We start from the raw sequence: 13,308 nt of genomic DNA, 5'->3' as shown, positions 1-13,308 counted from the left end.
CCCACAGAGACCGCGCACGCTTTCAGAGCCCGTTCAAGTCGATTGCCCCTCAGGTCGGAGTGATGGCCGGTAGCCTCATACCTCTTGCCAAAAGTTTGGAATACCATAATATGATATCCCGTAGACCTTGAATCTGCAGGCCGCTTCCCACAACCACAAACGGCCACCAGACACTTTGTTTTACCTGCTCCCCGAACACTGTTGGCGGGCGCACCACAAGCCCCGCCTCGAATAACAAAAAGCAACGAGGGCGTAACCATGCTGTTGAGCAAACGTGTAACCGCAGTGCTGTCCGCCAGCCTGCTGACCCTGGCATGTCAGGCCACCCAGGCCGCCGACAGCCTGAACTTCGTCAGCTGGGGCGGTACCACCCAGGACGCCCAGAAAGAAGCGTGGGCCGCCCCCTTCACCAAAGCCACTAGCATCAAAGTCGTCCAGGACGGCCCCACCGACTACGGCAAGCTCAAAGCCATGGTCGAGAGCGGCAACGTGCAGTGGGACGTGGTAGACGTCGAGGCCGACTTCGCCCTGCGTGCCGCCAGCGAAGGGCTGCTCGAACCCCTCGATTTCACCCAGATCAAACGCGACAAGATCGACCCGCGCTTCGTCTCCGACCATGGCGTCGGCTCGTTCTTCTTCTCCTTCGTGCTCGGCTACAACGAAGGCAAGCTCGGCGCCAACAAGCCGGTGGACTGGACCGCACTGTTCGATACCAAGACCTACCCCGGCAAGCGTGCCCTGTACAAATGGCCCAGCCCGGGCGTACTGGAACTGGCCCTGCTGGCTGACGGCGTAGCCCCCGACAAGCTGTACCCACTGGACCTGGACCGCGCCTTCAAAAAGCTCGACACCATCAAGAAGGACATCGTCTGGTGGGGCGGCGGGGCCCAGTCGCAGCAACTGCTGGCCTCGGGTGAAGCCTCGCTCGGCCAGTTCTGGAACGGCCGCGTCTACGCCTTGCAGCAAGACGGTGCACCGGTGGGCGTGAGCTGGAAGCAGAACCTGGTCATGGCCGACTTCCTGGTCATCCCCAAAGGTGCGAAGAACAAGGACGCAGCCATGAAGTTCCTGGCCAACGCCAGCAGCGCCGAAGGCCAGGCCGAGTTCGCCAACAAGACCGCCTACGCCCCGGTGAACGTCGACAGCGTGGCCAAGCTGGACAAAGACCTCGCGCAGAACCTGCCGACCGCCTACGCCCAGGACCAGGTCACCCTCGACTTCGCCTACTGGGCCAAGAACGGCCAGGCCATCGCAGCCCGCTGGAATGAGTGGTTGGTCAAATGAAAGTCGCCATCAACGCCCTGCATAACGCGCAAGGTGCCCCCACGGGCACCGGCGCCCCTGGAGCGGTCCCTCGCCGCATCAGCCTGAGCCAGCGCTGGAAAGGCAGCCGCAATTTGCTGCCTGCTCTGCTGTTCCTTGGCCTGTTCTTCTTTGCCCCGCTCGCCGGCCTGTTGCTGCGCGGGGTGCTGGAGCCAACGCCAGGCCTGGGCAACTACGAGCAGTTGTTCGCCAACTCGGCTTATGCGCGGGTACTGTTCAACACCTTCTCGGTGGCCGGCGTGGTCACCCTGATCAGCGTGCTGCTGGGCTTCCCGCTGGCCTGGGCAATAACCCTGGTGCCCAAGGGCTGGGGCCGCTGGCTGCTGAACATCGTGCTGCTGTCGATGTGGACCAGCCTGCTGGCGCGCACCTACTCGTGGCTGGTGCTGCTGCAGAGCTCGGGGGTGATCAACAAGGCGTTGATGGCCATGGGTATCATCGATGCCCCGCTGGAAATGGTGCACAACCTGACCGGCGTGGTGATCGGCATGAGCTACATCATGATCCCGTTCATCGTGCTGCCGCTACAGGCGACCATGCACGCCATCGACCCGATGGTGCTGCAGGCCGGCTCGATCTGCGGCGCAAGCCCCTGGACCAACTTCTGGAAGGTGTTCCTGCCGCTGTGCCGCTCGGGGCTGTTCTCCGGGGCACTGATGGTGTTCGTGATGTCGCTCGGTTACTACGTTACCCCGGCCCTGCTGGGCGGTGCGCAAAACATGATGTTGCCCGAATTCATCATCCAGCAGGTGCAGTCGTTCCTCAACTGGGGCCTGGCCAGCGCCGCCGCCGCACTGCTGGTGGTGATCACCCTTGTACTCTTCTACCTGTACCTGAAGCTGCAGCCGGAATCCCCGGTCGGCAACGCGAGGTAAACCGCCATGCTCCTGTCTCCCAATGCCATGGGTCGCCCGCTGCGTACGGGCTTGTACCTGACCACCGGGGTCATCGCGGCCTTCCTGCTGCTGCCAGTGGTGTTCATCGTGTTGCTGTCGTTCGGCTCGTCGCAGTGGCTGGTGTTCCCGCCACCGGGCTGGACCTTCAAGTGGTACGGCCAGTTCTTCTCCAACCCGGAGTGGATGGATGCCGCGCTGGCCAGCCTGAAGGTGGCGGTGCTGACCACCATCGCCGCCGTGCTGCTCGGCCTGCCCACCGCGTTCGCCCTGGTGCGTGGCCGCTTCCCCGGCCGCGAGCTGCTGTATGGGCTGTTCACCATGCCGATGATCGTGCCGCTGGTGATCATCGCCGTGGCGGTGTACGCACTGTTCCTCAAGCTCGGCTACACCGGCACGCTGTTCGCCTTCGTGGTCAGCCACGTGATCGTCGCCCTGCCCTTCACCATCATCTCGATCATCAACTCGCTGAAGCTGTTCGACCAGTCGATCGAGGATGCCGCGGTGATCTGCGGCGCCTCGCGCCTGCAGGCGATCTTCAAGGTGACCTTCCCGGCGATTCGCCCGGGGATGATCGCCGGCGGCCTGTTCGCCTTCCTGGTGTCGTGGGATGAAGTGGTGCTGAGCGTGATGATGGCCAGCCCCGACCTGCAGACCCTGCCGGTGAAGATGTGGACCACCCTGCGCCAGGACCTCAGCCCGGTCATCGCCGTGGCCTCGACCTTGCTGATCGGCCTGTCGCTGCTTGTCATGTTCATTGCCGCCGCCTTGCGCCGGCGCACCGAAAACGCCTGAGCGCGGAGAAAACAACAATGAGTGCAGTGATCAAAGACAACGCGCACGGCAAGACCCTGGTCAGCCTGCGCGGCCTGAACAAGCACTACGGCGACTTCACCGCCGTGGACAACCTCGACCTGGAAATCCAGGACGGCGAGTTCCTCACCTTCCTCGGCTCCAGCGGCTCGGGCAAGTCCACCACCCTGTCGATGCTGGCCGGCTTCGAAACGCCGAGCAGCGGCGAGATCCTGGTCGATGGCCAGTCCCTGGTCAACGTGCCGCCGCACAAGCGTGACATCGGCATGGTGTTCCAGCGCTATTCGTTGTTCCCGCACCTGAACGTGCGTGACAACATCGGCTTTCCGCTGGCCATTCGCAAGCTCGGCGCCAGCGAAACCGGCAAGCGCGTCGACGCCATGCTCAAGCTGGTGCAACTGGAGAAGTTCGCCCACCGCAAGCCGTCGCAGATGTCCGGTGGCCAGCAGCAGCGCGTGGCTATAGCCCGGGCGCTGGTGTACGAACCGCGCATCCTGCTGATGGACGAACCGCTCGGCGCGCTGGACAAGAAGCTGCGCGAAGACCTGCAGGATGAACTGCGCCAGTTGCACCGGCGCCTGGGCATTACCATCGTCTACGTTACCCACGACCAGGAAGAAGCCATGCGCCTGTCCCAGCGTATTGCCATCTTCAGCCACGGCAAGATCGTCGGCCTGGGCACCGGTTACGACCTGTACCAGAACCCGCCGAATGCCTTCGTCGCCTCGTTCCTGGGCAACTCCAACTTCCTGCGGATCAAGGCCAGCAGCAATGGCGCGGGCAGCTTCGAGGGCCAGCCGGTGGCTATCCGCCTGACCCCGGGCCTGGTCGCCTCGCAGGATGCGCTGATCATGGTGCGCCCGGAAAAGGCCCTGGCCCTGACCACCGAACAGGCCACGCGCGAGCCGCTGCCGGCGGGCTGGAACGAAGTCAGCGCCAAGGTTGGCGAGGTGCTGTTCCTCGGTGAGAGCCAGACCTGCCATGTGGTCACCGCGGGTGGCACCGAGCTGACGGTGAAGGCGCTGTCGGCGGCGGGCATGCCGATGCAGCCGGGAGATACCGTGAAGGTACGCTGGGCGGTGGCGGATGCGTGCATCTATACCGAGTGGGCAGAGAGTGACCTGAGCAAGTCTGCCGGGGCGCATTGAGATTGCCGGGGCCGCTTTGCGGCCCATCGCCGGCAAGCCAGCTCCCACAGGTAGCGTGCAGCCTTCAGGAGGGCACGTAACCTGTGGGAGCTGGCTTGCCGGCGATGGGCTGCCCAGCAGCCCCAGTGACACCAACTGACTGGCATCAGGCAAAGCTCACTGCCCCATGGACTGTCACATTATCATCACGCCACTGTCGTAATCTGCCGGGCAACTCTATGCCATAGGCCTTCCGGCATGCCTCGCCTGCTTGTCTTGCTGCTTACTCTGCTGCCGCTGGCGACCCTGGCCGAGCCCGCGCGCCTGCGCGTGCAAGGCTCCAATACCATTGGCGCGGCATTGTTGCCGGCGCTTGTGCAAGGGCAACTGCGCGCACAGCAGGCTACTGCCATCGAACAACACCCGGGCGAGTTGGCCAACGAGACCGTTATCACCGCACGTGACGCGCACGGCCAACCTTTGCGCATCGACATCGCCGCCCACGGTTCCAGCACCGGCTTCGTCGCCCTGGGCCAGGGCGACGCCGACCTGGCCGCCGCCTCGCGGCCGATCAACGACAGCGAAACACGCCAACTGCAGGCTTTGGGCAACCTGCGCGCTGCTGCCGCCGAACAAGTCATCGGCCTTGATGGCGTCGCAGTCATCGTCCATCCCGACAACCCGTTGCCGCAGCTCACTACCTGGCAACTGGCGCAGGTTTTCTCGGGGCAGATCCAGCACTGGGAGCAACTGGGCGTCAGTGGCGGGGCTATTCACCTGTACGCCCGTGACGACCGCTCCGGTACCTTTGAGACCTTCAAGGCACTGGTGCTGGAACCCCAGCACGGCGAGCTTTCGCACCAAGGCCCAACGCTTCGAGTCCAGCGACGAGTTGGCCGCGCGAGTGGGCGCCGACCGCCAGGCCATCGGTTTCAGCAGCCTGGCGGTGCTGCACGGGGCCAAGGTACTGGCGGTGGCCGAGGGCGACGCGCCGGCCATGCTGCCGGAGCGTGCACTGGTGGCCAGCGAGGATTACCCGCTGTCGCGGCGCCTGTTTTTCTACCTGCCGGCCAACCCCAAGCCCCAGGCCAAGGCCTTGGCCGACTTCACCCAGAGTCCGGCGGGCCAGGCGATCGTCGCCCAGCAGGGCTTCGTTTCGCAGCAGATCAAGGCCCAACCCGTAGCGCCCCAGGCCGACATGCCGCCGCGCTACCGTACGCTGGCCCAGCAGGCGCAGCGGCTGAGCGTCAACTTCCGCTTCCAGGAAGGCAGCGCCAGCCTCGATAACAAGGCCCTGCGCGATGTGCAGCGTGTTGCAGACTACCTGCGTCAAACAGGCAAGTTGCAACGCAAGGCGGTGCTGGTGGGCTTTGGCGACCCCAAGGAGACACCCGGTCGCGCCGCCCTGCTCTCCCGCCTGCGGGCCCAGGCGGTGCGTCGTGAGCTGGCGCGCAATGGTGTCGAGGTGCTTGAAGTGACGGGTATGGGGGATGAACTACCAGTAGCAGGGAACGAGCTGGAGCAAGGGCGTTTGCGGAACCGGCGGGTCGAAGTGTGGGTGCATTGATCCGAAAGCGGCCCACATCCCTGTAGGAGCAGCCTTGTGCCGCGAAGAGGCCGGTCAACGTTGCACAAATGTATTGGCCATACGTGCCTCTTCGCAGCACAAGGCTGCTCCTACAGAGTACGCGCGCACACTGCAGGCTTTGCCTGGCAAAGAAATGTAACAGCTCCCCATTCGGCATCATCGGCAAACGGGTCTAGGCTCAAGCCCATGTGATACCGGGCCCCTCTGACGGCTGCCAGGCCGCCATGTCGGATCACTGTTGCCATGCAACGTCGACATTCAAGGAGGGGCTCATGACAGCTCTACAGGCATTCCTCACCACCCCGTTCCTCGGTACCAGCACCTGGTTGTGGCTGGTGTTCATGGCCCTCGTCATCGGTTTGCTGGTACTCGACCTGGGCGTGCTGCACCGCCATGACCGTGAAATCGAAATGCGCGAAAGCCTGCTGCTGTATTCGGGCTACTTCAGCGTCGGCGTGCTGTTCGGCGTCGGGGTCTGGTACCAGCTTGGCGCGCAGTCGGCGCTGGAGTTCTACACCGGGTTCCTGGTGGAGCAGTCGCTGTCGATGGACAACGTATTCGTCATGGCGATGATCTTCAGCTATTTCGCCATCCCCCGCCGCTACCAGCACCGCGTGCTGTTCTGGGGCATCCTTGGGGTGGTGTTCCTGCGGGCGATCATGATCGGCGTGGGCGCGGCGCTGGTGCAGAACTTCGCCTGGGTGCTGTATATCTTCGGTGCGTTCCTGCTGTTTACCGGGGTGAAGATGGCGCTGTCGAAGGAGGACAGCCGTCCCGACCTGGCCAACAACCCGGTCCTGAAGTTCGTGCGCCGGCACATACGGGTCACCGACCAGATACACGGCTCGCACTTCTTCGTACAGCAGACCCCGTCCGGGCAGCACAAGGCACTGCGCCATGCCACCCCGCTGTTCATGGCACTGGTACTGATCGAACTGGCGGACCTGGTGTTCGCTGTCGACAGCGTGCCGGCAATCTTCGCCATCACCCAGGACCCGTTCATTGTCTATACCTCGAACATCTTCGCCATCCTCGGCTTGCGCTCGCTGTATTTTGCGCTGGCGGCGTTGATGCACCGGTTTGTCTACCTCAAGTATGCGTTGGCGCTGGTGTTGATCTTTATTGGCTGCAAGATTTTCTATCACGGCATGGTGGGCAAGGTGCCGGCGCTGCTGTCGCTGGGGGTGACGTTCGGGTTGCTGTTGGGTGGAGTGGTGGTTTCGTTGGTCAAGACGCGGGGGGAAAAGGTGGCTGTCGTAGATCAGTCGGTCGAACAGCCTGCAAATTCCAATCGTAAAATCGACCAGACAGAGGAAGACCCGCAGATGCGGGTCTGAGGTTTCGTTATCCTTTAATCATAAGGTAACCCACCAATGACCAAAGCAACGCAATAAGAATCATCCACAACGCAATAATCATCTTTCGCTTCAAGCACGGCGGAAAGTCCTTCAGCTCCTGCTCATCAAGCCAGCCCATATATAGATGCAGCTTGGGAAACGCAACCAAGGCGCTCACCGTACTTAACAACAAGCAGCGGGACCTAAGGCTTCCTCCACCCCAAACAGGCTTCATTTGCTCCAAATAAGGGTTGCTTGTGATAGCGGACAACGCGACTTTATAATCTCGAGACACCGCGATTTGCACATTAATAGCAAGACCTAAGAACCCAATAGCAAACGGCCCAATCAGGAATGCCAGCTTAAATAGCGGCGGCCAACTGTCAAACTCAATCATTTGTCACCTCATACAGCATTTCACCAGTCTTCTCTCCTAGTGCACCAATGCCGATAGAGCCTGCTGCAGAGGCGGCGCCAACAATGACAATCCCGCAGACCGGAACGCCAAGTCCACCAGTACCTATCGCGAAGACACCGCAGAGGGCAGTTGCAGCAGCACCTCCTCCCAATGCGCCAAGCATGCCGCCCCCTAGACCGCCAGCGAAGCTACCCGTTTCAGTGAACCGAATCTTTTTACATTCCCCTGTCTCACCGGGCCGACACACTTCCTGCACTTTTAGATAAGAAGAAGTCCCACCCAACCCAATCGCAGCATACCCGCCATATTCAAGGTACTTGCTGAGCCTTGCCACCTTGTCCAGGTGTGTCGCATATCCCGGAATCTGCCCCGGCCCGCCCGCCTTCGACCAATGGTGCACAAGGCTCCTGGTCGAAATATTCAAGCTCTTCTTCAGCCGCTCATAGCTGCCCAAGTTCAGCTGTTTGTTAAGCAGCGCCGCCTTCAACTGACCATCCAGTTGCTGCAGCAGCTTTCGCCGCTCGGCAAAGAAGCTCGGGCTGTTCAGGTGGCCATGCTGCATGAACTCGCGCTGGTGCAACAGTTCGATATTGGTCAGCGTATTGCTGACCTGCTTCAAACCTTGCTCCAGCATGTCCTTGCCCACGCCCATGGACTGGCTGGCGTTGCCGAGCAAGCCTGCGATCTCGGCCTGGTGCTGCATCATGAAGTCCGCTTCGGCGAAATCGAGCACCGCCAGCGCACGGCGTGCATGCTGCGCAGCAGCCATCAACTGGCCTTCCTCGCGGGTGCAGGCATCACCATTGTCTGGGTCACCGATGACGAAGATTTCCCCTGCCTTGAAGCCTTGATCAAACGTCGGGTTAAGCCGCTGCAGCCGGGAGATTGGCAACGTGGCATCGTGCCCGGCCAACTCCAGCAGCACCTGTGGGAACGACATGCGCCGCGGAATCACGAAGAACCCAGGCTCCAGGGTTCCGGGCATCGCTACTGCTGTCGGTTGTGAAAACCGCTCGGGGTATAGGGGGGGTTGATGGCTCGGCAAAGTGGGTATTCGCGCGCTCTGCAACGGCATGCCTGGACGGCGGAGCTTCGTGCATCGGGGCAACTACCCTATTGCTGCCCACCGAGCAGCCACAGAGCACCAACGCACCATCCGTGGCGACCCGTCGACCTTCTGACAGGAAGAAGTCCACCCCTTCGGCGACGGTGCCCTCCTGCCCGCACAGTGGGCATGGCGTGGTGCGATCGCCTTCGCGCAGCACCATGCGGCCCTCGTCGAGATAGCCTGCCCCAGTCGCTATACAGACAGCACCCGTTGTGGTGACGTCACCATCTACTGCCTGAGCTTTTCCCCCTAGACTGGCGCGCATATACAAACTCCCTGTAGATAGTTGAGGTCAAAAACCTAACATCCGTACGGGGAATTTAGATGGACGGGATCCGAATTCAGATGTTTCCTACAAACCAGCCGAAGTTAGCCGCCTGAACAAAATCAACTATTTCTTACTGGCGAGTATCAGACTTCCTACAGCACAACTTCTGCCCATCTTTCTCTGCTCATTTCCAATGTAGAAATCGAAGCCCAGGTTTCTGTACAGATGGTGCCATGCACCGCGCCGGCCTCTTCGCGGGCTTGCCCGCTCCCACAGGTATTGCACGGGCCTATCAGGCTGCGCTGACCCTGTGGGAGCGGGCAAGCCCGCGAAAAGGCCCTTGCAGGCTGACGAATTAGCGCCCGCTACGCATCATCTCCGCCGGCACATACTTGCCGATCTCATACTTGCCAATCGCTGCCCGGTGCACTTCATCCGGCCCGTCGGCCAGGCGCAGGGTGCGCTGCATGGCATACATGTACGCCAGCGGGAAGTCGCCACTCACCCCTGCCCCGCCATGTATCTGGATCGCCCGGTCGATCACCTTCAGTGCCACGTTCGGCGCTACCACCTTGATCTGCGCAATCTCGCTGCGGGCCACCTTGTTGCCGACCGTGTCCATCATGTAGGCCGCCTTCAGTGTCAGCAGCCGGGCCATGTCGATCTCCATGCGCGAGTCGGCGATCTTGTCGACATTGCCGCCCAGACGCGCCAGTGGCCGGCCGAAAGCCGTACGCTCCACCGAGCGCTTGCACATCAGTTCCAGCGCGCGCTCGGCCATGCCGATCGAGCGCATGCAGTGGTGGATGCGGCCGGGGCCAAGGCGCCCCTGGGCAATCTCGAAGCCACGGCCCTCGCCGAGGATCACGTTCTCATACGGCACCCGCACGTTCTCGAAAAGCACCTCGGCGTGGCCATGGGGGGCATCGTCATAGCCGAACACCGGCAGCGGCCGGACGATCTTCACCCCGGGCGCATCGGTGGGTACCAGCACCATGGAGTGCTGCTGGTGGCGCGGCCCTTCAGGGTCGGACAGGCCCATGAAGATCATCACCTTGCAGCGTGGGTCGCAAGCGCCGGAGGTCCACCACTTGCGGCCGTTGATCACCCACTCATCGCCGTCACGCACGGCGGTGGCGGCCATGTTGGTAGCGTCCGACGAGGCCACGTCCGGCTCGGTCATGGCGAACGCCGAACGGATCTCCCCGCGCAGCAGCGGCTCCAGCCACTGGTGCTTCTGCGCCTCGCTGCCATAGCGCACCAGCACTTCCATGTTGCCGGTATCCGGCGCCGAGCAGTTGAACGGCTCCGGGCCGAGCAGCGAACGGCCCATGATTTCCGCCAGCGGGGCGTATTCCAGGTTGCTCAGGCCGGCACCGTATTCCGATTCCGGCAGAAACAGGTTCCACAGCCCTTCGGCGCGGGCCTTGGCCTTGAGTTCTTCCATGATCGCAGTGGGCTGCCAGCGGTCGCCCTCGGCGACCTGGCGCTCGAACACCGCCTCGGCGGGGTAGACATAGGCATCCATGAACGCGCTGACGCGTTCGCGCAGTGCCTGGACCTTGGGCGAATAGGCGAAATCCATCGGGGCTACCTTCACGGTTCGGAGTACATGGGCCAGAGCCTAGAGCAGCCCGGGCCAATCCACCTAGTCTATTTTCCGCGTGTATAAACATTCATAACCGATATATGATCGCCCCATAATTCCAACAAAGAGCGGCGCCCATGAACCTCAGCAAGGTCGACCTCAACCTGTTCATCGTGTTCGATGCGATCTACACCGAAGCCAACCTGACCCGCGCCGGGCAGATCGTCGGCATTACCCAGCCGGCAGTGTCCAACGCCCTGTCGCGGCTGCGCGAAACCTTCAACGACCCGCTGTTCGTGCGCACTGCGCAAGGCATGGTGCCCACGCCCATGGCGCAGAACATCATCGGCCCGGTGCGCAATGCCCTGGCGCTGCTGCGCACGTCAGTGCAGGAAAGCCGCATCTTCAACCCGCAACAGGCCAACAAAACCTTCCGCATCAGCATGACCGACCTGACCGAAGCGGTGATCCTGCCGCCACTGTTCCAGCGCTTGCGCCGCCTGGCACCGGCAGTGCTGATCGAAAGCTTCCTGTGCAAGCGCCGCGAGACCACCAAGGAACTCGCCGCCGGCCGCCTGGACTTCGCCATCGACGCACCGTTGAACACCGACCCGCAGGTACGCCACGTCAAACTGATGCAAGACCGCTATGTCTGCGCCCTGCGCCAAGGCCACCCGCTGGCCGACCGCAAGCTGACCCTGGACAACTACCTGGGCATGACCCACATCCATATCTCCAGCAGGCGCAATGGCCTGGGCTATGTCGACCTGGCCCTGGGCAAGATGGGCGTGCAACGCAAGGTCGCCTTGCGCTCGCAGCATTACCTGATGGCCTCGCAGGTGCTGCAGCAGACCGACATGGCGATGACCGTCCCCGAGCGCTTCGCCCGCCGCCATCAGTTGCGCTACCAGCCCCTGCCGGTGGAGGTGCCTGCGCTGGAAACGCACCTGTACTGGCATGAAAGCACTGATCAGGACCCGGCCAACCGCTGGATGCGCGAGCAGATCACCGAGTTGTGCGAGCGCGTGGTAGCCGAGGAAGAAAAGGCTGTGGAGCCGGCCTGAAGACGCTACGAGGGGCGTTCGACAAGCCCCTCGCAACGCGTAGAAAAATGTTCCACTCAAACCTGAATACCGAGAAATTTTTCTTACTAAAAGTGAGAAGCACGCTGCTGGAAGCGAAAATCATCTTTCAAACTGCGGGTACGCTTGCTCCAACGATTGCCGATTTCACGGCGACAGACACGGACCCGCCCCAATGCCCAGCGCCCCGCTCTACTTCGATTACGCCGCCACCACTCCGGTCGATGACCGGGTCATCGAAACCATGCTTGCCTGCCTTGGTAGGCAGGCCAACTTCGGCAACCCGGCGTCCAGTGGCCATGCCTTCGGCCAGGCAGCCCGCCACGCTGTGGAGCAGGCCCGCCAGCAAGTGGCCGAATGCGTTGGCGCGCAGGCCGATGCACTGGTCTGGACCTCGGGTGCAACCGAGTCCAACAACCTGGCGCTCAAGGGCATTGCCCAGGGACTGGGCCAGCCCGGGCACCTGATCACCAGCCAGCTGGAACACAAGGCCGTGCTCGACACGGCGGCCGAACTGGAGCGCCAGGGCTGGGCCGTTACTCGCCTGGCAGCGGATGCCGGCGGCCTGATTCAGCCTGCGGCGGTGCAGGCAGCGTTGCGCGCCGACACCCGCCTGGTGTCACTGATGGCGGTCAACAATGAACTGGGCACGATCACCGACTTTGCCGCCATTGGCGAACAGGTACGTGCCCACGGTGCCCTGCTGCACGTGGATGCGGCGCAGGCGGTGGGCAAACTGGCCATCGACCTGAGCGCGATGGCCGTGGACCTGATGTCCTTCTCGGCGCACAAGGTGTATGGCCCCAAGGGCATCGGTGCGCTCTACGTCGGGCCACGTGCCCGCATGCTGATGCGTGCGCAGATGCACGGCGGCGGCCATGAGCAAGGCTTGCGCTCCGGCACCCTGGCGACCCACCAGATCGCCGGCATGGGCAGCGCCTTTGCCCTGGCCGGCCAACCCGGCGACAGCGAATACCTGCGCCTCGAGCAACTGGCCAGGCGCCTGCGCGAAGGCCTGCTGGCCCTGCCCGGCGTCACCCTCAACGGCTGCGCCAGGCAGCGCATTCCCCATACGCTGAACCTGTGCATCGACAGCACGGGTTTCAACAGTGCGGCGCTGGCCAGCGAGCTGGCGCTGTCGACCACCTCGGCTTGCAACTCGGCGAGCAATGCGGCCTCGCATGTACTGCTCGCGCTGGGGCTGGATGAACGCCAGGCACGTAACAGCGTGCGCCTGAGCATCGGGCGTTTCAGCAACGAGGCTGAAGTGGACAAGGCCCTCGAAGTGTTTGGGAGGGTGCTGACAACAGCATCAGCGGCACTTTGGTGAAGCTGCCCTAGAACAGCCGGCTGTCCGGGGTGAAGTCTTCGACCTCGAGCCTGGCGCTGATTGCCTGCGGGTGGCGCGGGTTGAACAGGTAATTGGTGGTGCTGGGCATGATCGCGCTCGGCACCGGCAGCAGCAATGCCGAGCACTCATCGAGAAAACGATTGCCCAGGCCCCGGGTCAGTTCGGTCTGGCTCGACCAGCCAGGCTGCAAAGCGGGCAACTGCGCTTGCGAAACGGTGTCGGGCAACTCGATACGGAGCAGCCGCATGGTGGTGGGGAAATCCTCAGGGTCGATCTCCAGGTGCACCAGCACTTCGAGCATCGCCCCGGCCGGGCTGGTGGCGGCATACACCACTGGCCGGCCCGCCTGGTGCCAGCGGCCGCTGACACGCAAGCCACCCGTTCCGCTCAAGTCTGCATAGGCGCTGATACG

General features: G+C 62.7%; 10 protein-coding genes and 2 pseudogenes. 8 read left to right on the top strand and 4 right to left on the bottom strand.

Annotation, left to right across the window (positions count from 1 at the left end; genetic code table 11):
* The first annotated feature begins 258 nt into the window (after window positions 1-258).
* The 6 genes and pseudogenes from QIY50_20705 to QIY50_20680 all read left to right on the top strand — a co-directional run bounded on the left by QIY50_20705 (window position 259) and on the right by QIY50_20680 (window position 7,081).
* Entirely contained in the window at window positions 259-1,284 is a 1,026-nt protein-coding gene (locus tag QIY50_20705; GenBank protein ID WGV19722.1) for a polyamine ABC transporter substrate-binding protein, read from the top strand.
* Window positions 1,281-2,198, top strand: coding sequence for an ABC transporter permease (locus QIY50_20700; GenBank protein ID WGV19721.1), 918 nt, complete (start codon window positions 1,281-1,283; stop codon window positions 2,196-2,198). The genes QIY50_20705 and QIY50_20700 overlap by 4 nt, the downstream gene beginning before the upstream one ends.
* 6 nt (window positions 2,199-2,204) lie before the next feature.
* Window positions 2,205-3,011, top strand: coding sequence for an ABC transporter permease (locus QIY50_20695; protein ID WGV19720.1), 807 nt, complete (start codon window positions 2,205-2,207; stop codon window positions 3,009-3,011).
* Between the two features lie 17 nt (window positions 3,012-3,028).
* Entirely contained in the window at window positions 3,029-4,177 is a 1,149-nt protein-coding gene (locus tag QIY50_20690; GenBank protein WGV19719.1) for an ABC transporter ATP-binding protein, read from the top strand.
* A gap of 237 nt (window positions 4,178-4,414) precedes the next feature.
* Window positions 4,415-5,723 (top strand): annotated as a pseudogene (locus tag QIY50_20685) (substrate-binding domain-containing protein).
* A 293-nt stretch (window positions 5,724-6,016) separates the two neighbouring features.
* Complete coding sequence (locus QIY50_20680; protein ID WGV19718.1) at window positions 6,017-7,081, top strand: TerC family protein; 1,065 nt, start codon at window positions 6,017-6,019, stop codon at window positions 7,079-7,081.
* A 7-nt stretch (window positions 7,082-7,088) separates the two neighbouring features.
* Here the strand turns inward: QIY50_20680 and QIY50_20675 are convergent, their stop codons facing one another.
* The 3 genes and pseudogenes from QIY50_20675 to QIY50_20665 form a co-directional block, all read right to left on the bottom strand.
* Complete coding sequence (locus QIY50_20675; protein WGV19717.1) at window positions 7,089-7,478, bottom strand: hypothetical protein; 390 nt, start codon at window positions 7,476-7,478, stop codon at window positions 7,089-7,091.
* Window positions 7,471-8,872: pseudogene (locus QIY50_20670) on the bottom strand (PAAR domain-containing protein). Before QIY50_20670 ends, QIY50_20675 begins: the two are co-directional and overlap by 8 nt.
* 358 nt (window positions 8,873-9,230) lie before the next feature.
* Complete coding sequence (locus tag QIY50_20665) at window positions 9,231-10,460, bottom strand: acyl-CoA dehydrogenase (GenBank protein ID WGV19716.1); 1,230 nt, start codon at window positions 10,458-10,460, stop codon at window positions 9,231-9,233.
* 140 nt (window positions 10,461-10,600) lie between these two features.
* Here QIY50_20665 and QIY50_20660 point away from each other — a divergent pair, with 140 nt between their 5' ends.
* Both QIY50_20660 and QIY50_20655 read left to right on the top strand, forming a co-directional pair.
* The gene (locus QIY50_20660; GenBank protein ID WGV19715.1) at window positions 10,601-11,527 is read left to right on the top strand and encodes a LysR family transcriptional regulator; all 927 of its coding nucleotides are present in this window, start codon (window positions 10,601-10,603) and stop codon (window positions 11,525-11,527) included.
* A gap of 193 nt (window positions 11,528-11,720) precedes the next feature.
* Window positions 11,721-12,875, top strand: a complete 1,155-nt coding sequence (locus QIY50_20655; protein WGV19714.1) for an aminotransferase class V-fold PLP-dependent enzyme — start codon at window positions 11,721-11,723, stop codon at window positions 12,873-12,875.
* A 7-nt stretch (window positions 12,876-12,882) separates the two neighbouring features.
* On the opposite strand, the gene QIY50_20650 is transcribed toward QIY50_20655, so the two are convergent.
* Window positions 12,883-13,269: an RES family NAD+ phosphorylase gene (locus QIY50_20650; protein ID WGV19713.1), complete on the bottom strand. Its 387-nt coding sequence runs from the start codon at window positions 13,267-13,269 to the stop codon at window positions 12,883-12,885.
* Window positions 13,270-13,308: the final 39 nt, after the last annotated feature.

The organism is Pseudomonas putida, assembly GCA_029953615.1.
Lineage (GTDB): Bacteria > Pseudomonadota > Gammaproteobacteria > Pseudomonadales > Pseudomonadaceae > Aquipseudomonas.
The sequence above is the reverse complement of the archived record's forward strand: the minus strand, read 5'-3'. Positions and strand labels throughout refer to the sequence as shown.